16 protein-coding genes are annotated in these 17,390 nt (G+C 68.9%); 9 read left to right on the top strand and 7 right to left on the bottom strand.

Going from position 1 to position 17,390, the window contains the following annotated elements; all coding sequences use genetic code 11:
- Positions 1 to 6 precede the first annotated feature (6 nt).
- On the bottom strand, positions 7 to 741 hold the full coding sequence (locus EL338_RS12845; RefSeq protein WP_126334107.1) for a hypothetical protein: 735 nt from the start codon (positions 739 to 741) through the stop codon (positions 7 to 9).
- Between the two features lie 37 nt (positions 742 to 778).
- The gene (locus tag EL338_RS12840; RefSeq protein ID WP_126334106.1) at positions 779 to 1,144 is read right to left on the bottom strand and encodes an XRE family transcriptional regulator; all 366 of its coding nucleotides are present in this window, start codon (positions 1,142 to 1,144) and stop codon (positions 779 to 781) included.
- Between the two features lie 97 nt (positions 1,145 to 1,241).
- On the opposite strand from EL338_RS12840, the gene EL338_RS12835 reads away from it, so the two are divergent.
- Entirely contained in the window at positions 1,242 to 1,814 is a 573-nt protein-coding gene (locus EL338_RS12835; RefSeq protein WP_126334105.1) for a hypothetical protein, read from the top strand.
- A 251-nt stretch (positions 1,815 to 2,065) separates the two neighbouring features.
- Complete coding sequence (gene ileS, locus EL338_RS12830) at positions 2,066 to 5,239, top strand: isoleucine--tRNA ligase (protein ID WP_126334104.1); 3,174 nt, start codon at positions 2,066 to 2,068, stop codon at positions 5,237 to 5,239.
- 18 nt (positions 5,240 to 5,257) lie between these two features.
- On the opposite strand, the gene EL338_RS12825 is transcribed toward ileS, so the two are convergent.
- Both EL338_RS12825 and EL338_RS12820 read right to left on the bottom strand, forming a co-directional pair.
- Positions 5,258 to 5,476 (bottom strand): RNA-binding S4 domain-containing protein, encoded by a 219-nt coding sequence (locus tag EL338_RS12825; protein WP_126334103.1) that lies wholly within the window; start codon positions 5,474 to 5,476, stop codon positions 5,258 to 5,260.
- A gap of 19 nt (positions 5,477 to 5,495) precedes the next feature.
- Positions 5,496 to 6,935 (bottom strand): HNH endonuclease signature motif containing protein, encoded by a 1,440-nt coding sequence (locus EL338_RS12820; protein ID WP_126334102.1) that lies wholly within the window; start codon positions 6,933 to 6,935, stop codon positions 5,496 to 5,498.
- A gap of 54 nt (positions 6,936 to 6,989) precedes the next feature.
- Between EL338_RS12820 and EL338_RS12815 the strand changes: the two genes are divergently transcribed.
- Entirely contained in the window at positions 6,990 to 8,348 is a 1,359-nt protein-coding gene (locus tag EL338_RS12815; RefSeq protein WP_126336836.1) for a DNA polymerase IV, read from the top strand.
- Here the strand turns inward: EL338_RS12815 and EL338_RS12810 are convergent.
- Both EL338_RS12810 and EL338_RS12805 read right to left on the bottom strand, forming a co-directional pair.
- On the bottom strand, positions 8,330 to 8,779 hold the full coding sequence (locus EL338_RS12810; RefSeq protein WP_126336837.1) for a hypothetical protein: 450 nt from the start codon (positions 8,777 to 8,779) through the stop codon (positions 8,330 to 8,332). The genes EL338_RS12815 and EL338_RS12810 overlap by 19 nt on opposite strands.
- A 23-nt stretch (positions 8,780 to 8,802) precedes the next feature.
- On the bottom strand, positions 8,803 to 9,744 hold the full coding sequence (locus tag EL338_RS12805) for an asparaginase (protein WP_126334101.1): 942 nt from the start codon (positions 9,742 to 9,744) through the stop codon (positions 8,803 to 8,805).
- A gap of 64 nt (positions 9,745 to 9,808) precedes the next feature.
- Between EL338_RS12805 and lspA the strand changes: the two genes are divergently transcribed.
- From lspA to dnaE, 5 genes are all read left to right on the top strand, one after another.
- Positions 9,809 to 10,465, top strand: coding sequence for a signal peptidase II (gene lspA, locus EL338_RS12800; protein ID WP_126334100.1), 657 nt, complete (start codon positions 9,809 to 9,811; stop codon positions 10,463 to 10,465).
- On the top strand, positions 10,465 to 11,385 hold the full coding sequence (locus EL338_RS12795; RefSeq protein ID WP_126334099.1) for an RluA family pseudouridine synthase: 921 nt from the start codon (positions 10,465 to 10,467) through the stop codon (positions 11,383 to 11,385). The genes lspA and EL338_RS12795 overlap by 1 nt, the downstream gene beginning before the upstream one ends.
- Positions 11,385 to 12,323 (top strand): EamA family transporter RarD, encoded by a 939-nt coding sequence (gene rarD, locus EL338_RS12790; protein ID WP_126334098.1) that lies wholly within the window; start codon positions 11,385 to 11,387, stop codon positions 12,321 to 12,323. Before EL338_RS12795 ends, rarD begins: the two co-directional genes overlap by 1 nt.
- Positions 12,320 to 12,907 carry a SecDF P1 head subdomain-containing protein gene (locus EL338_RS12785; RefSeq protein WP_126334097.1) on the top strand — a complete coding sequence of 196 codons (588 nt, stop codon included), beginning with the start codon at positions 12,320 to 12,322 and terminating at the stop codon, positions 12,905 to 12,907. The genes rarD and EL338_RS12785 overlap by 4 nt, the downstream gene beginning before the upstream one ends.
- Before the next feature lie 95 nt (positions 12,908 to 13,002).
- Positions 13,003 to 16,542 (top strand): DNA polymerase III subunit alpha, encoded by a 3,540-nt coding sequence (gene dnaE / locus EL338_RS12780; RefSeq protein ID WP_126334096.1) that lies wholly within the window; start codon positions 13,003 to 13,005, stop codon positions 16,540 to 16,542.
- 50 nt (positions 16,543 to 16,592) lie between these two features.
- On the opposite strand, the gene EL338_RS12775 is transcribed toward dnaE, so the two are convergent.
- Positions 16,593 to 16,832, bottom strand: coding sequence for a hypothetical protein (locus tag EL338_RS12775; RefSeq protein WP_126334095.1), 240 nt, complete (start codon positions 16,830 to 16,832; stop codon positions 16,593 to 16,595).
- Between the two features lie 103 nt (positions 16,833 to 16,935).
- On the opposite strand from EL338_RS12775, the gene EL338_RS12770 reads away from it, so the two are divergent.
- Positions 16,936 to 17,370 carry a nitroreductase family deazaflavin-dependent oxidoreductase gene (locus tag EL338_RS12770; RefSeq protein ID WP_126334094.1) on the top strand — a complete coding sequence of 145 codons (435 nt, stop codon included), beginning with the start codon at positions 16,936 to 16,938 and terminating at the stop codon, positions 17,368 to 17,370.
- The last annotated feature ends 20 nt before the right edge of the window (positions 17,371 to 17,390 follow it).

Raw genomic sequence — 17,390 nt, 5'->3', positions numbered from 1 at the left:
CGGAGCTCAGCGGGGCACCCCGGTCAGCCCCCGGATCTTGACCCGCCACGAGTGCGCGGCGGTGAGCGCGAACACCGCACCGCACGTGCACGCGGAAAGCCAGACCATCTTGCCGTTTTCGAGCGGCTGCAGCTGCGGCACCAGCGCGGTGATGATGCGCACCACGCAGGCGAGCATGCCGCTGGCCGACGCGATCAGGTAGACGGTGGCGATCCGCCGCGAACGGGGATCCCGGCGCAACACCAGCATGGCCCGGGCGCCGTAGGCCAACAGGTAGAGCAGCATCGAACACAGCAGGACCCAGTAGGCGGACAGCCAGAAGTCGGTGGGCAGCTGGAAGAAGTCGGGGTGGTAGATCGCCGCGCCGTTGCCCAGCCAGAAGGTGGCCAACAGCAACGGGATACACAGCGTCGCGGGCCGCTCGACGTACTGCTTGAACGTCTCCTGCATCGCCGAGTCGTCGTGCAGTCGACCGATCGCGTTGTAGACGATCGCCGAGGCGGCGACGACGTAGAGATCGTGACCGAGGTAGTCCTCGAAGTTCCACTTGCCGGTCAGGTCGTACAGGATCGGCCCCAGCGTCGCCGAGGCCCAGGGCGACATCAACAGGACCGCGCCGCCTTGCAGCGCGATGTTGAGGGTCGCCGCGACCTCCCAGCGACACGACCAGGTCAGGCGCCGGATCCACAGGCTCCACCCAATGCACACCAACGTGATGGTGATGATGAAGGTCAGGGCCATCGTGGGAACGCTTTCAACAATGGGGGTCCGGAGGCCGCTACAGCGGCGGCGCGTCCGGGCGTGGCGACAATTGCGACAACTTCGGCCGTCGCGCGGTGCGTGCGGTCGCAGTCTGATCGGTGAGTGAGGCCACCGCCACCGGGGCCGACTCCAGATAGTGGTACACCTCTTGGCGGCTCATCAGGCCGAAGCGGATCTGCAGGTCCGGATAGCTCAACGCGAACCGATCCGCGACCAGGCGCAGTTCCTCCGCGTTGGGGTAGTCGCGCTCCTTGATCCGGCGGTAATAGGTGCTGCTCGATACCCCGAGGGCGGTGTAGATCGCCTTCGCATCGACGTCTCCGTCAAGCAGATAGTCCAGCAGGGCTTTGAGTTGCCGGCCGTTCTCGTCGGTGCGGGGCACCCGTCCACCATAGACGCGGTCACCCGGGTATTGACACGACCGTAGAAGATTTGAGACGACTCTCCCAATTTTGGGACAACACGCCTACGGTTGACGTATGCCCGCAACATCCCTGGTTCGCTCGGCCGCCCCCGCTCGGCACCGCACCGACGATGCGCAGTGGCTCACCGACCGATGGGTCGATCCGCGCCCGAAGGCCACCGACATGGCGAAGTTGGCCAGCCGGTTGGACCCCGTCCTGACCGCGGAGGTGACTTCCCCGGGGGTGGCTGGCGGCGCCGCCTTCGAGCTGATCCTGGTGGCGGCGCTCGGGCGTGCAATCGCGCGCACCGTCGGGTCCGGAGCGCTGATCGTGGAGCTCGACGGCGAGCAGTCGTCGCGGCGCAGGCGACTGGAGTGCAGTGACCTGCGTGGCCCCGTCCCGGCCGACCCGTTGGCCGCGGTGACGCGCGCCGATACCGCGGTCGCCGGGCAGGCCTGGGTGTCCTACCGCTCGACGGTGTCCGGCACCACCCCGCCCGAGGGCCACCTGCTGGCGCTGCACGCGCGGCGCGGGGCCGACGTGATCTATCTGAACTGGTGGTACGACACACGCAGCTTCGACCGGCACACCGTCGAGGAGTTCGACGAACAACTGCCGCTGGTGCTGATCGAAGTGGTCTCCAGCTGATTTGCGTCGCTGGCTAGAATCGACGCTGTCTAGAATCGAGACCACGGCGCTGATCCGGCCATCACCGGGGAGCCTTCGGAAGAACCGCCCGCCGCGTCGGGCCCAGTAGAACCGAACGGGTCGGCCCGTCACAGCCGAACGAAGTTGAGCGGCGTGCCTCCGGCGCGCAAGCGGGGTGGTACCGCGGCGCTCGCGCACCGGCGCGACGTCGTCCCCGTGCCGAAGATGCCAGGCACAGGAGACGACGCGCAGTGGCCGACAGCGGTAGTCCACACACCAGCCCCAACGCCTATCCCAAGTTCAGCGCGGGCGCGCCGAACTTCCCGCAGCTCGAGACCGAGGTGCTGGCGTACTGGGACGCCGACGACACGTTCCGCGCCTCGATCGACCGTCGGGAGGGCGCTCCCGAGTATGTGTTCTACGACGGTCCGCCTTTCGCGAACGGCCTGCCGCACTACGGGCACCTGCTGACCGGCTACGTCAAGGACATCGTCCCGCGGTACCGCACCATGCGTGGCTACAAGGTGGAGCGGCGCTTCGGGTGGGACACCCACGGCCTGCCCGCCGAACTCGAGGTGCAGCGCCAGCTGGGCATCACCGACAAGGCCCAGATCGAAGAGATGGGCATCGAGAAGTTCAACGACGCTTGCCGCGCCTCGGTGCTGAAGTACACCGACGAGTGGCGCGCCTATGTCACTCGTCAGGCCCGGTGGGTCGACTTCGACAACGACTACAAGACGCTCGACCTGACCTTCATGGAATCGGTCATCTGGGCGTTCAAGCAGCTGTGGGACAAGGGCCTGGCCTACGAGGGCTTCCGGGTGCTGCCGTACTGCTGGAACGACGAGACCCCGCTGTCCAGCCACGAACTGCGGATGGACGACGACGTCTACCAGAGCCGCCAGGATCCGGCGATCACCGTGGGCCTCCGGGTCTCCGACGGGCCGCTGGCCGGGGCGTACCTGCTGGTGTGGACCACCACGCCGTGGACCCTGCCGTCGAACCAGGCCGTGGCGGTCAACCCGGATGTGGACTACGTCGAGGTTGCGGGCCCGGACGGGAATCGTTACGTGCTGGCGCAGGCCCGGCTCGCCGCCTATGCCCGGGAGCTGGGCGAGGAACCCGAGATCGTCGGGACGCACACCGGCGCCGACCTGCTGGGTGCGCACTACCTGCCGCCGTTCCCGTACTTCGTGGATACCGACAAGGCGGACAACGCCTTTCAGGTGTTGCGCGGCGACTACGTGACCACCGAGGACGGCACCGGCATCGTGCACATGGCGCCGGCCTACGGCGAGGACGACAAGGCCACCACCGACACCGTCGGGATCGTCCCGGCGACCCCGGTCGACTCCAAGGGGCGCTTCGACGCGACCGTCCCGGACTATCAGGGCCTGCAGGTCTTCGAGGCGAACCCGCAGATCATCCGAGACCTGAAGAACGGCACCGGTTCTGCCGCCGTCAACGGCGCGGTGCTGCTGCGGCACGAGACCTACGAGCACTCCTACCCGCATTGCTGGCGCTGCCGCAACCCGCTGATCTACCGCGCGGTGTCGTCGTGGTTCGTCAAGGTGACGGAGTTCCGGGATCGGATGGTCGAACTCAATCAGCAGATCACCTGGTATCCCGAGCACGTCAAGGACGGTCAGTTCGGCAAGTGGCTGCAGGGGGCCCGCGACTGGTCGATCTCCCGAAACCGCTACTGGGGCACGCCCATTCCGGTGTGGACCTCCGACGATCCGGCGTATCCCCGGATCGACGTCTACGGCAGTCTGGACGAACTCGAGCGCGACTTCGGCGTGCGGCCGGACAATCTGCACCGGCCCTACATCGACGAGTTGACCCGGCCCAACCCCGACGACCCGACCGGCAAGTCGACGATGCGCCGGATCGAGGACGTCTTCGACGTCTGGTTCGACTCCGGGTCCATGCCGTATGCCCAGGTGCACTACCCGTTCGAGAACCGGGCCTGGTTCGACGGGGGGGACGGCGAGGAGCCGCACTTTCCGGGCGATTTCATCGTCGAGTACATCGGCCAGACCCGGGGCTGGTTCTACACCCTGCACGTGCTGGCCACCGCGCTGTTCGACAAGCCCGCGTTCAAGACCTGCGTCAGCCACGGCATCGTGCTGGGCAACGACGGTCAGAAGATGAGCAAGTCGCTGCGCAACTACCCGGACGTCACCGAGGTGTTCGACCGCGACGGCTCCGACGCCATGCGCTGGTTCCTGATGGCCTCGCCGATCCTGCGCGGCGGCAACCTGATCGTCACCGAACAGGGCATCCGCGAGGGCGTGCGGCAGGTGCTGCTGCCGCTGTCCAACGCCTACAGCTTCCTGGCGCTGTACGCGCCGTCGGTGGGGCAGTGGCGGACCGATTCGACCCATGTCCTGGACCGCTACATCCTGGCGAAGCTGGCCGTGCTGCGCGACGACCTGACCGCCGCGCTGGACGGCTGCGACATCTCCGGGGCGTGTGAACAGTTGCGGTCGTTCACCGAGGCCCTCACCAATTGGTATGTGCGACGGTCGCGTAACCGATTCTGGGACGAAGATCGCGACGCGATCGACACCCTGCACACGGTGCTCGAGGTGACGGCACGGCTGGCCGCCCCGTTGCTGCCGTTGGCGACCGAGGTGATCTGGCGCGGGCTCACCGGTCAGCGGTCGGTGCACCTGACCGATTGGCCCGAGGCGAACCTGCCCACCGATCCCGCCCTGGTGGCCGCCATGGATCAGGTGCGCGACGTCTGCTCGCTGGGGTCCTCGCTGCGCAAGGCCAAGAAGCTGCGCGTGCGGCTGCCGTTGCCGAAGCTCACCGTGGCCGTCGCCGATCCCGACGCGCTGCGGCCGTTCGCCGATCTGATCGCCGACGAACTGAACGTCAAGGCGGTCGAATTGACCGACGACATCGCGAAGTTCGGTCGGTTCGAGCTGACGGTCAACGCCCGCGTCGCCGGCCCGCGCATCGGCAAGGACGTGCAGGCGGCCATCAAGGCGGTCAAGTCCGGCGCCGGGGTGGTCAACGCGGACGGCACCCTGACCGCCGGGCCCGCCACGCTGCTGCCCGAGGAGTACAGCTCCAAACTGGTTGCCGCCGAACCTGATTCCACCGCCGCGCTGCCCGATGGCGCCGGCCTGGTGGTGCTCGATCCGACCGTGACCCCGGAGCTGGAGGCCGAGGGCTGGGCCAAGGACCGGATCCGGGAACTGCAGGATCTGCGCAAGTCGAGCGGCCTCGAGATCTCCGATCGCATCGCGGTCAGACTGGCCGTGCCCGCCGAGAAGCAGGACTGGGCCCGCACCCACCGGGATCTGATCGCCGGGGAGATCCTGGCGACCAGCTTCGACGTCGTGGCGGCCGACGAGGTGACCGACGGGGCCGAGATCGGCGACGGCGTGCGGGTCTCGCTGGTCAAGGCCTGACGGCCTGGGCTCCGGCGACTACGTTTCGGCGACCCGGGCGCCCTGCCCGTCGACCACCACCACGTCACCGGGGCGTAGCTGCCGGCCGCGCCGCAACTCGACCTCGTCGTTGACGGTGACCAACCCGTCGGCAATCACGGCCTTCGCGTCGGCACCGGTGTCGATCAGGCCTGCGAGCTTCAGGAACTGCCCGAGCCGGATGACGCCCGCACGGATCGGCACTTCCTGATAGCTCATGAGGACAGGCTAGCCACCCTCAGAACGGTGGTGGTTCGGGTGGGGGTTCGGGATTCAGCGCGTAATACTGGGCGTTTTGGGTGCGTTCGTAGTTGATGCGGTAGGCGGTTTGTTGGGCGCGGGTCATGGTGCGGGTGGGCATGGCGTGGCCGCGGCCGGGTTTCGGTGGGGGTGCGGCGGGCAGGTCGAGGTGGCCGGTGGAGCGGGTCAGGCTCGGAAACAGCAGGGCGCCATGGGGTTTGGTGCGGTAGGTGTGGCCGGTGGGTGAGGTCCACACGATGGTGCCGTCGTGACGTTGGGTGTCTTTCCACCAGCGTGGTCCGGTGTAGAACGTTTTGAGCAAGTGGTGTCGACGGCAGAGGATTTTGAGGTTCGACGGGTGGGTGGGCCCGTGCGGCCAGGGCACGGTGTGGTCGACGTCACAGACCTGGGCCGGGGCGTCGCAGCCGGGGAAGCGGCAGGTCAGGTCGCGGGCGCGGACGAAGGCGGCCAGCGCGGCCGAGGGCCGGTAGCCCGGTTCGGGGTCGCTGTGCTCGCCGGGATGAGCCAGTTGCAGTTGTTGGGTGGCACGTTCGGCGATGTCGGCAAGGGCTTGTTCGCTCAGTACTCCGTAGCCGGGTAGGTAGCCGGTGCCGACCGCCGGGTCGCTCACCACGGTGATGACCACCTCGGGTTGCGGCGGGGCGGGTTCGGTCAGGGTGGGGCAGTCGTCGCGGCCGCAGTGGCAGGCCAGGGTGGTGGCCCCGACCGACAGGGCCCCGAGGGCGTCGGCGCGGCGGCGGGCCTTGGTGCGCGGGTCCTGGGGGCACACGGAGTCGGCGAGGGCATTGAGGCGGGTGTCGAAGGCGATGGCGTCCGGGGCGGCGACGGTGCCCCAGATTTCGGCGTTGCCGTCGCGGTCGGGACCGATGCCGATTTCGCGGTCGTCGGCGGGAGTGCGGGCGGGTTTTTTGGCGAGGCGGTCGATGTCGAGGACGCAGGTGTCGATGGCGTCGGTCAGTTTCTTGCGGGACAGCCGGTTCCAGCGGTGCACCTGGCGGGCCACCACTGCATCGAGGGTGGCCACGTCGGCGTCATCGAGGATCAGTTCGGTACGGGCGACGAGGATCGTGATGACGCGGTAATCGACCAGGCCCAGGGCGAACTTGGCGGCGGTCTTGGGTAGGCGCTCGTACAGGGCGTGGGCGACACGGATCAGGGCCGAGGCCCGGGCCCGGCTGATACCGAGGGCGCAGGCGACTTCGGCGGTCACCTGTTCGTGACCGTCGATGAGCCACTGCTCGCGTTGGTCGGCGTCGACCTCGTGTAGGCGGCGGTCGAATAACTCCGCGATCGCGGCCAGTCGCCGCGCGGCGGTGGCGGCCTCGAGCCGGGCCGCGCGGCCCATGGCGTCGACCAGAGCGGAAGTGTCCAGCTCACGCACCTGCGTGACCGGCGGCAACACCTCCAATTCGAACATATGAGCGAGTATGCCACCGGGGTGTGACAAGAGACCTAACATCGGTGCGTGGATCTGTCGGCCCGCTGGGTGTTGCATCTGGACATGGACGCGTTCTTCGCCTCCGTGGAGCAACTGACCCGCCCGACCCTGCGGGGCCGCCCCGTGCTGGTCGGCGGCCTGGGCGGGCGCGGTGTGGTGGCCGGCGCCAGCTATGAGGCCCGGGTCTTCGGGGCGCGCTCGGCGATGCCCATGCATCAGGCCCGCCGTCAGGTCGGTGCGGCCGCGGTGGTGCTGCCGCCGCGCGGGGTGGTCTACAGCGTCGCGAGCAAGCGCGTCTTCGACGCCATCCGGGAGGTCGTCCCGGTGCTCGAACAGCTGTCCTTCGACGAGGCGTTCGGCGAACCCGCCGCGCTGGTCGGTGCCGACGCAGCGGAGGCCGAACGCTTCTGTGAGGACCTGCGGCGCCTGGTCCGCGAACGCACGGGGTTGGTCGCCTCCGTCGGCGTGGGTTCGGGCAAGCAGATCGCCAAGATCGCCTCGGGCCTGGCCAAACCGGACGGCGTGCGGGTGGTGGGCCGCGCCGAGGAGAAGACCCTGCTGAGCGGTCTGCCGGTACGCAAGCTGTGGGGGATCGGGCCGGTGGCCGAGGAGAAGCTGCACCGCCTGGGCATCGAGACCGTCGGCGAACTGGCCGCCCTCGAAGGCAGCGAGGTGGCCAGCATCCTGGGCGTCACCATCGGGCCCGCGCTGCACCAACTGGCACGCGGCATCGACCACCGCCCGGTGGCCGAACGCGCGGAGGCCAAGCAGATCAGCGCCGAATCCACGTTCGCCGCCGACCTCATCACGCTGGATCAGCTGCGGGAGGCCACCGGACCCATCGCCGAGCACGCGCACCGTCGCCTCGAGCGCGACGGCAGGGGAGCACGGACCGTCACGGTGAAGCTCAAGAAGTCCGATATGAGCACCCTGACCCGCTCGGCCACCCTGCCGTACGCCACCACTGACGTCGCGACGCTGCTGGCCACCGCGCGACGGCTGCTGCTCGACCCGGTCGACATCGGCCCGATTCGCCTTCTGGGCGTGGGCTTTTCGGGGCTGTCCGATGTCCGTCAGGAGTCGTTGTTCCCCGAGCTCGAGCAGCAGGAGGCCGAGCTCGGCGACACCCGCATCCCGGTCGCCCCGCCGGAACCCGACTCCGGGGGCTGGCGCATCGGCGACGACGTCACCCACCCCCAGTTGGGCCACGGCTGGCTGCAGGGCGCCGGCCACGGCGTCATGACCGTGCGATTCGAAACCCGTTGCAGCGGAGTGGGTCCGACGCGAACATTCCCGGTCGACAGTCCGGATATCGTCCGGGCCAATCCGGTCGACAGCCTGGACTGGGCCGACTACCTCAGCGAGCTGGCCGACTACCAGAGCACGCCGTAGCCGCCCGAGATCGTGAACCCGTGCCGGCCGTAGGTCTGACACGTCACCGCGCCCTGGAACCCCATGGCGCAGCTGGCCCCGAAATTCACCAGCCGATGGCCCTCGGGCAACACGTCCACCCCGTCGCGACCGAAACCGGCGCCCGCCGAGGGGCGGTAGACCGCCGGCGATCCGGGAGCGACGACGGTCTGCGCGGTCCCGGGCGGGGCGTCGGCCGGGACCGCGTCGCAGCCGACCGGACCACCGTTGGGACCGATACCGCACGCGCGGCCGTCGGGGGTCGTGAAGAACAGCCAACCGTAATCGGACGGCACCGAATAACGGCCTTGCGCAACGGGATAGGCGTCCACGTCGGCGACGCCGGGCGGCGGTTCGGCCGTCGCCGCCGGTGCCAGCAACAGGGTCGCCACCACGGCGGCCGCCGTCGTCATCGCTTTCCTCACCTGGACTCCTCTCAGCCCCACCGGGCCAGCGTCTCGGCGACCGGCGCACCGGCAGCCAGCGCCGCCATCAGCAGCACCCGCGCCTGCGAGGGCCGCAGGCTGGGAACGACCACCGCGCCGGCATCCACCAGGGCCGCGCCCGGACCGTAACCCGGGCTGACCCCGCCGCCGGCCACCCGGGTCGACACCGCCACCGTAATACCGTCGCGGCAATGCCGGCGCACCCCGTCGATGATCGGCTCACCGGCATTGCCCGCGCCCAGGGCCTCCACCACGACGGCGCGCGCACCCGCGCGGACGCATGCATCCAGCGCGGCGGCGTCGGCGCCGGGATAGGCCGCCACGATGTCGACCCGCGGCGCGGCGGCCGCCGACAGAGCTCCCAGATAGGGCCGCTGGTCCTTGTCCAACCCGCCGTCCAACCCGCCGTCCGACCCGCCCAGGTCGGTCCCGACGAATCCGACGCCGTCCGGTCCGCCGGCCTTGTACAGCCCGCGCGGCGCCAGCACCCGACCGTCGAAGCTGATCAGCACGCCCTGACCCGCGGCCTCCGGCCGGGCGGCCAGGCCCAACGCGGCGGTCAGGTTGGCCGGTCCGTCGGCCTGCGGCGAATCGGCGCTGTACATGGCGCCGGTGAACACCACCGGCGCGGCGCCGCGATACGTCAGCTCGCACCACAGCGTGGTCTCCTCGAGCGTGTCGGTGCCGTGCGTCACCACCACCCCGTCGGCCCCACCGCGCACGCCGGCGTCGATGGCGGCGCCGATGGCGTCCCAGTCCGCGGGGGTCAGTTGCGAGCTGTCGCGGGCCATCAGCTCCGTGACCGTCACCTCGGCGGGGACATCCAGGCCCGACAGCAACTGCTCGCCGCTGCGGCTCGGACGCTTGATCCCGTCGTCATCGCTGCTGGTCGCGATGGTCCCACCGGTGCTGATGACGCAGAGACGAGGCATGCACCGATCATGCCGCAGCGGTGCGGCGTCGGGGGCCCGCAAGTTTCTAGGGGATGATGGAGGCGTGATTGACGAAACGGCCGGTTCTGTCGAACCGGCGGCCGCCGATGTCGGCGACTCCGAGGACGCCGAGGTTACCGACAAGACCACCGGCGCCGAGGTTACCGACAAGGCCACTGATACCCCGGCCCCCGCGGGCCGGGGACGGCTGCGGTTGCTGCTGTCGGTCGCGGCCGTCATCTTGCTGCTCGACATCGTCACCAAGGTGCTCGCCGTCAGGCTGCTGACCCCGGGCCAGCCGGTGTCGATCATCGGCGACACCGTGACCTGGACGCTGGTGCGCAACTCCGGCGCGGCGTTCTCGATGGCCACCGGATACACCTGGGTGCTGACGCTGGTGGCGACGGCCGTGGTGATCGGGATCGTGTGGATGGGCCGGCGCCTGGTGTCCCCGTGGTGGGCCGTCGGGCTGGGCCTGATCCTGGGCGGCGCGCTGGGCAACCTCGTCGACCGCTTCTTCCGTTCGCCCGGTCCGCTGCGCGGGCACGTCGTGGATTTCCTGTCGATCGGCTGGTGGCCGGTGTTCAACGTCGCCGACCCGGCGGTGGTAGGCGGGGCCATCCTGTTGGTCGTGCTCTCGCTGTTCGGATTCGACTTCGACACCGTCGGCCGCCGCGGCAAGGACGAGCCCGAGGCCGCCCCGACCGAATCCGAGCAGTGATGGCGGACCGGTCCATGCCGGTCCCCGAAGGACTGGCCGGAATGCGGGTGGACGCCGGGTTGGCGCGCCTGTTGGGGCTGTCCCGGACGGCCGCGGCGACGCTGGCCGAGGAGGGCGGCGTCGTGCTCGACGGCACCCCGGCGAGCAAGTCGGACCGCCTCGCCGCCGGCGCCTGGTTGGACGTGACGCTGCCCGAGGCGCCCCCGCCGGTGGAGAACACCCCGGAGCACATCGAGGGGATGGCCATTCTTTATTCCGATGACGACATCGTCGTCGTCGACAAACCGCCGGGGGTGGCCGCGCACGCCACGGTCGGCTGGCACGGTCCGACGGTGCTCGGCGGCCTGGCGGCGGCGGGCTTCCGGATCAGCACCTCCGGCATCCACGAGCGGCAGGGCATCGTGCACCGGCTCGACGTCGGCACCTCGGGCGTCATGGTGGTGGCGCTCTCGGAGCGGGCCTACACCCTGCTCAAGCGCGCGTTCAAGCAGCGCACCGTCGACAAGCGGTATCACGCCCTGGTGCAGGGCCACCCGGATCCGTCGAGCGGCACCATCGACGCACCGATCGGCCGACACCGCGGGCACGACTGGAAGTTCGCCGTCACCGAGGATGGCCGGCACAGCACCACCCACTACGACACCGTCGAGGCGTTCGTCGCGGCCAGTCTGCTCGACGTCCACCTGGAAACCGGCCGCACCCACCAGATCCGGGTGCACTTCGCCGCGCTGCACCATCCGTGCTGCGGTGACCTGACCTACGGCGCCGACCCGACCCTGGCGAAAAAGCTTGGGCTGCAAAGGCAGTGGCTGCACGCCAGGTCGCTGGCGTTTGCCCACCCCGCCGACGGTCGTCGCTTCGAGATCAGCAGCCCGTATCCCGACGATCTGCAGCACGCGCTGGACGTGCTGCAGCAATAGTGCGTCCGGACAAGCGCGCAGCCAGTTCCGGTGGCCTGCTCTTCGGGGTGGGTGCCTACGGTGCGTGGGGCCTGTTCCCGGGCTTCTTCCCGCTGCTCAAACCCGCCGGGGCGGCCGAGATCCTCGCGCACCGCATCGTCTGGATGGCGCTGCTGATGGTCGTGGTCGTGGCCGCGCTGCGACGACTGGGCGATCTGCGGCGGATCACCGGCCGGGTCTGGCTGCTGCTGGGCGCGGCCTCGGCGCTGATCTCGGCGAACTGGGTGATCTACATCTACGCCGTCAACAACGGGCACGTCGTGGACGCGGCGCTGGGCTACTTCATCAACCCGTTGGTCAGCGTCGCCCTGGGCGTGCTGATCTTCCGGGAGTCGCTGAACCGCGCGCAGGCCGTCGCGCTGACGGTGGCGGTGCTCGCCTGCGCCGTCCTGACCCTGGAACTCGGTGCCCCGCCGTGGATTTCGCTGGGGCTGGCGTTCTCGTTCGGGTTCTACGGCCTGGTGAAGAAAGTGGTGCCGACGGACCCGCGGGTCAGCGTCGGCATCGAGGCCGCCCTGGCCGCCCCGTTCGCGTTGGCGTTCATCGTGGCGGGTGCGGTGGCCGGCCAGAGCGCTTTCTTGTCCAACGGTCCGTGGCACGCGGCGCTGATGGTGTTGTCCGGACCGGTCACCGCGATCCCGCTGCTGCTGTTCGCCGTGGCCGCGCAGCGGCTGCCGCTGGTGAGCCTGGGTCTGCTGATGTACCTGACCCCGGTGATGCAGCTGAGTTGGGGCGTGTTCATCGGCCAGGAACCGATGCCGCCCGCGCGGTGGCTGGGCTTCGCGCTGATCTGGATCGCGCTGGCCGTGTTCACCGGTGACGCGATCCTGCGCACCCGACGCGAGTCCACGAGGCAAGATCTCGGGGAACCAACGCTGGACGAGGGGAAGCAACGGTGACGGATCCGTCGGGTCGGGACGCGGCGCGTCGACGCCGCAGGGCATGGATCGCCGGTTTGACGGCGGTGCTCGGGTTCACCCTGATCGTGCCGATGGCGGTGGCGCTGGTGAGCTCGGCGCCCGAGGCGCCGCCGGAGACCACGGCCGCCGCCGAGCCGGCCCCGCCGCCGACCACGCCGGTGGAGGTGCGCCCGGTGGTGAGCGTCGAGGGGATCGCACCCGAAGGGTGTCCGCCGGCCGGACCCGCCACCGAGCCGCTGCAGCTGTGCGACCTCGCGAAGAACGGGCTGTACACCCTGGGGTCCGACGCGGTGCAGTTGCAGCTGGTCCAGGTCGAGTCGCTGCTCTCGCCGATCACCCGCGGCCACTTCGTGCAGGTGATGATGACCGAGGACTCCGCGCGGATCTTCGGCGACCTGACGGCCGCGCAGGTGGGCAAGCAGCTGGCGTTCATCCGCGACGGCGTGGTGGTTTCCGCGCCCGCGATCAGCGAGCGCATCGACGGCACCGTGCTGCAGCTGACCGGCGAGATGAGCGCCGAGCAGTCCGACGAGATCGCCCGGCTGCTGCGCGACGAGGCGTGAAAACAACGACACGCCGGGGCGGCACGCCGAGACATTCCGACACCCCCAGCGAGTCACTCGGCGGTGTCGTACCGACGACCTAGACTGACGACCCTATGGGCACCTCGGGCTTCGTTCACCTGCACAACCACACCGAGTACTCGATGCTGGACGGCGCCGCCAAGATCAAGCCGATGCTGGCGGAGGCACAGCGGCTCGGGATGACCTCGATCGGCATGACCGACCACGGCAACATGTTCGGGGCCAGCCAGTTCTACAACGAGGCCAAGGCCGCCGGCATCGCCCCGATCATCGGCGTCGAGGCCTATATCGCGCCGGCCTCGCGGTTCGACACCCGGCGCATCACCTGGGGTGACCCCAGCCAGAAGTCCGACGACGTGTCCGCCAGCGGTGCCTACCTGCACATGACCATGGTCGCCGAGAACGCCCGCGGTCTGCGCAACCTGTTCAAGCTGTCGTCGCTGGCGTCGTTCGAGGGCCAGTTGGGCAAGTGGCCGCGGATGGACGCCGAGATCCTCGCCGAACACGCCGAGGGCATCATCGCGACCACGGGGTGCCCCTCCGGCGAGGTCCAGACCCGGCTGCGCCTCGGCCACAACCAGGAGGCACTGGAGGCCGCCGCCAAGTGGCGGGAGATCTTCGGGCCCGACAACTTCTTCCTCGAGCTGATGGACCACGGCCTGTCCATCGAGCGCCGGGTGCGCGACGGTCTGCTGGAGATCGGCCGCAAGCTCGACATCCGCCCGTTGGCCACCAACGACTGCCACTACGTCACCAAGGACGCCGCGCGCAACCACGAGGCGCTGCTGTGCATCCAGACCGGCAAGACGCTGTCGGACCCGAACCGGTTCAAGTTCGACGGGGACGGCTACTACCTGAAGTCGGCCGCGGAGATGCGCGCGCTCTGGGACGACGAGGTGCCGGGGGCCTGCGACTCGACGCTGCTGATCGCCGAGCGGGTGCAGTCCTACGACGAGGTCTGGACGCCGGTGGACCGGATGCCGATCTTCCCGGTGCCCGAGGGGCACGACCAGGGGTCCTGGCTGCGTCACGAGGTGCACGCCGGTCTGCGCAAGCGGTTCCCGGACGGCGTGGGCCAGGAGTACACCGACCGCGCCGAGTACGAGATCGACGTGATCTGCGGCAAGGGCTTCCCGTCGTACTTCCTGATCGTCGCCGACCTGATCAACTACGCGCGCTCCATCGACATCCGGGTCGGGCCCGGCCGCGGGTCGGCCGCCGGTTCGCTGGTGGCCTACGCGCTGGGCATCACCAACATCGACCCGATCCCGCACGGGCTGCTGTTCGAACGGTTCCTCAACCCCGAGCGGCCGTCGGCCCCCGATATCGATATCGACTTCGACGACCGTCGGCGCGGCGAGATGGTGCGCTACGCCGCCGACAAGTGGGGCAGCGACCGGGTGGCCCAGGTCATCACGTTCGGCACCATCAAAACGAAAGCCGCGCTCAAGGACTCGGCCCGGGTCAACTACGGCCAGCCCGGCTACGCGATCGCCGACCGGATCACCAAGGCGCTGCCGCCGCCGATCATGGCCAAGGACATCCCGCTGTCCGGGATCACCGACCCCACCCACGAGCGGTACAAGGAGGCCGCCGAGGTGCGCGGCCTGATCGACACCGATCCGGACGTCCGGACCATCTACGAGACCGCGCGCGGCCTCGAGGGGCTGGTCCGCAACGCCGGCGTGCACGCCTGCGCGGTGATCATGAGTTCCGAGCCGCTGATCGACGCGATCCCGCTGTGGAAGCGGCCGCAGGACGGCGCGATCATCACCGGCTGGGACTATCCGTCCTGCGAGGACATCGGCCTGCTCAAGATGGACTTCCTGGGCCTGCGCAACCTGACGATCATCGGCGACGCGCTGGAGAACATCAAGGCCAACCGGGGGATCGACCTCGACCTGGACACGCTGCCGTTCGACGACGCTCCCACCTACGAATTGCTCTCCCGCGGAGACACTCTCGGGGTGTTCCAGCTCGACGGCGGGCCGATGCGCGACCTGCTGCGCCGGATGCAGCCCACCGAGTTCAACGACATCGTCGCCGTGCTGGCGCTGTACCGCCCGGGCCCGATGGGCATGAACGCCCACAACGACTACGCGGACCGCAAGAACGCCCGCCAGCAGATCAAGCCGATCCACCCCGAACTCGAGGAACCGCTGCGCGAGATCCTGTCGGAGACCTACGGCCTGATCGTCTACCAAGAGCAGATCATGTTCATCGCCCAGAAGGTGGCCTCCTACACCATGGGCAAGGCCGATGCGCTCCGAAAGGCCATGGGCAAGAAGAAGCTCGAGGTGCTCGAGGCCGAGTACAAGGGCTTCTACGAGGGCATGACCGCCAACGGCTTCTCCGAGGCGGCCGTGAAGGCCCTGTGGGACACCATCCTTCCGTTCGCCGGCTACGCGTTCAACAAGTCGCACGCCGCGGGCTACGGCCTGGTGTCCTACTGGACGGCGTACCTCAAGGCCAACTATCCGTCGGAGTACATGGCGGGGCTGCTGACCTCCGTGGGTGACGACAAGGACAAGGCCGCGGTCTATCTGGCGGACTGCCGGCGCCTGGGCATCACGGTGCTGCCGCCGGACGTCAACGAATCGAGCCTGCACTTCACCTCGGTGGGCACCGACATCCGCTTCGGTCTCGGGGCGGTGCGTAACGTCGGCGCCAACGTGGTGTCCTCGCTGATCGAAACCCGCACGCAGAAGGGGCATTTCACCGACTTCTCGGACTACCTGAACAAGATCGAGGTGTCCGTGTGCAACAAGAAGGTGACGGAATCCCTGATCAAGGCGGGCGCGTTCGACTCGCTCAAGCACGCCCGTAAGGGGCTGTTCCTGATCCACACCGATGCGGTCGACTCGGTGCTAGGCACCAAGAAGGCCGAGGCGATGGGGCAGTTCGACCTGTTCGGCGGGGCGGACGAGTCGGGTGGGACCGACGCGGTGTTCACCATCAAGGTCCCCGACGAGGAGTGGGACGACAAGCACAAGCTCGCCCTGGAACGGGAGATGCTGGGCCTGTACGTGTCCGGGCATCCGCTCGACGGCGTCGCGCACCTGCTGGCCGCCCAGGTGGACACCCCGCTGCCGGCCATTCTCGACGGCGACGTCGCCCACGACACCAACGTTGCGGTGGGCGGCATCCTGGCCTCGGTGAACCGTCGCGTCAACAAGAACGGATTGCCCTGGGCCTCAGCACAACTGGAGGATCTCACCGGCGGTATCGAGGTGCTGTTCTTCCCGCAGACCTACTCGATGTTCGGCGCCGAGGTGGCCGACGACACCGTGGTGCTGCTCAAGGCGAAGGTCAACGTGCGCGACGATCGCCGCTCGCTGATCGTGCACGAATTGGTGGTGCCGGACTTCTCCAGCGCGCAGGTCGACCGCCCGCTGGCGGTCAGCCTGCCCACCCGGCAGTGCACCATCGACAAGGTCACCGCGCTCAAGCAGGTGCTGGCCCGTCATCCCGGGACCTCGCAGGTGCATCTGCGGCTGATCAGCGGCGAACGCATCACCACGCTGGAATTGGATCAGTCGCTGCGGGTGACCAACTCGTCGGCGCTGATGGGGGACCTCAAGGCGCTGCTGGGTCCGGGCTGCCTCGGCGGCTGATCAGGCAGGGCGGCTGATCAGGCAGGGCTTGCGGTGAGGAGAGCGTGGCGTCAGTGCCGGCGATGGCCGGCGCCGAGCACCCACCACGCCACGGTGGTGACCGCCGTCGCGCTGAGCACCGCGGTGGCGGCACTGGCGGAGACCACGCCCACGACCGCCAGCACGAGTGCACCCACGAGCAGCGCGACCACCTTGTAGGCCGGCCAGGGCACGCCCGCGATCGACAGCTCCCGCTGTGCGAGCGGCGTCCGCGACTGTGCTGCGGAACGGAACTGCTCGGCGGTGGTCATGAGGGCCATCATAGCCCTTATGAAAAGTTTCGGCCACCCGAAACACGCCGTTGGGGGTGTCTGTTTCCCCTAGCCGGGCGCCTGTTTCGCCTAGGCTGGGCGCATGCCGTTGCAGGGAGAGTACGCACCGAGTCCGCTCGATTGGTCCCGGGAGAACGCCGAGGAGTACATGAGTTCCGGCGGGACCAAGGGCACCGAACTGCGGGGTATGCCCGTCGTGTTGTTGACCACGGTCGGCGCCAAGACCGGCAAACTGCGCAAGACCCCGCTGATGCGGGTGGAGCACAACGGCGAGTACGCGATCGTGGCGTCGCTCGGCGGCGCCCCCAAGAACCCGGTCTGGTACTACAACGTCAAGGCAAACCCGCTGGTCGAACTGCAGGACGGCACGATTTCGGCCGACTACAACGCCCGCGAGGTGTTCGGCGACGAGCGCGCACAGTGGTGGGAGCGGGCCGTCGCCGCGTTCCCCGACTACGCCGATTACCAGACCAAGACGGACCGGCAGATCCCGGTGTTCGTGCTCACGCCCGCCTGAAACGATTTCACTGGTGAATT

It is taken from the genome of Mycolicibacterium chitae, from assembly GCF_900637205.1.
Taxonomy (GTDB): domain Bacteria; phylum Actinomycetota; class Actinomycetes; order Mycobacteriales; family Mycobacteriaceae; genus Mycobacterium; species Mycobacterium chitae.
The sequence above is the reverse complement of the archived record's forward strand: the minus strand, read 5'-3'. Positions and strand labels throughout refer to the sequence as shown.

Bases quoted from the DNA above. Each gene is read 5' to 3' on its own strand.
- EL338_RS12845 (WP_126334107.1), bottom strand. From the start codon at position 741: ATGGCCCTGACCTTCATCATCACCATCACGTTGGTGTGCATTGGGTGG.
- EL338_RS12835 (WP_126334105.1), top strand. From the start codon at position 1,242: ATGCCCGCAACATCCCTGGTTCGCTCGGCCGCCCCCGCTCGGCACCGC.
- EL338_RS12825 (WP_126334103.1), bottom strand. From the start codon at position 5,476: ATGAGCTATCAGGAAGTGCCGATCCGTGCGGGCGTCATCCGGCTCGGG.
- EL338_RS12820 (WP_126334102.1), bottom strand. From the start codon at position 6,935: ATGTTCGAATTGGAGGTGTTGCCGCCGGTCACGCAGGTGCGTGAGCTG.
- EL338_RS12810 (WP_126336837.1), bottom strand. From the start codon at position 8,779: ATGACGACGGCGGCCGCCGTGGTGGCGACCCTGTTGCTGGCACCGGCG.
- EL338_RS12805 (WP_126334101.1), bottom strand. From the start codon at position 9,744: ATGCCTCGTCTCTGCGTCATCAGCACCGGTGGGACCATCGCGACCAGC.
- EL338_RS12795 (WP_126334099.1), top strand. From the start codon at position 10,465: ATGGCGGACCGGTCCATGCCGGTCCCCGAAGGACTGGCCGGAATGCGG.
- dnaE (WP_126334096.1), top strand. From the start codon at position 13,003: ATGGGCACCTCGGGCTTCGTTCACCTGCACAACCACACCGAGTACTCG.
- EL338_RS12775 (WP_126334095.1), bottom strand. From the start codon at position 16,832: ATGACCACCGCCGAGCAGTTCCGTTCCGCAGCACAGTCGCGGACGCCG.
- EL338_RS12770 (WP_126334094.1), top strand. From the start codon at position 16,936: ATGCCGTTGCAGGGAGAGTACGCACCGAGTCCGCTCGATTGGTCCCGG.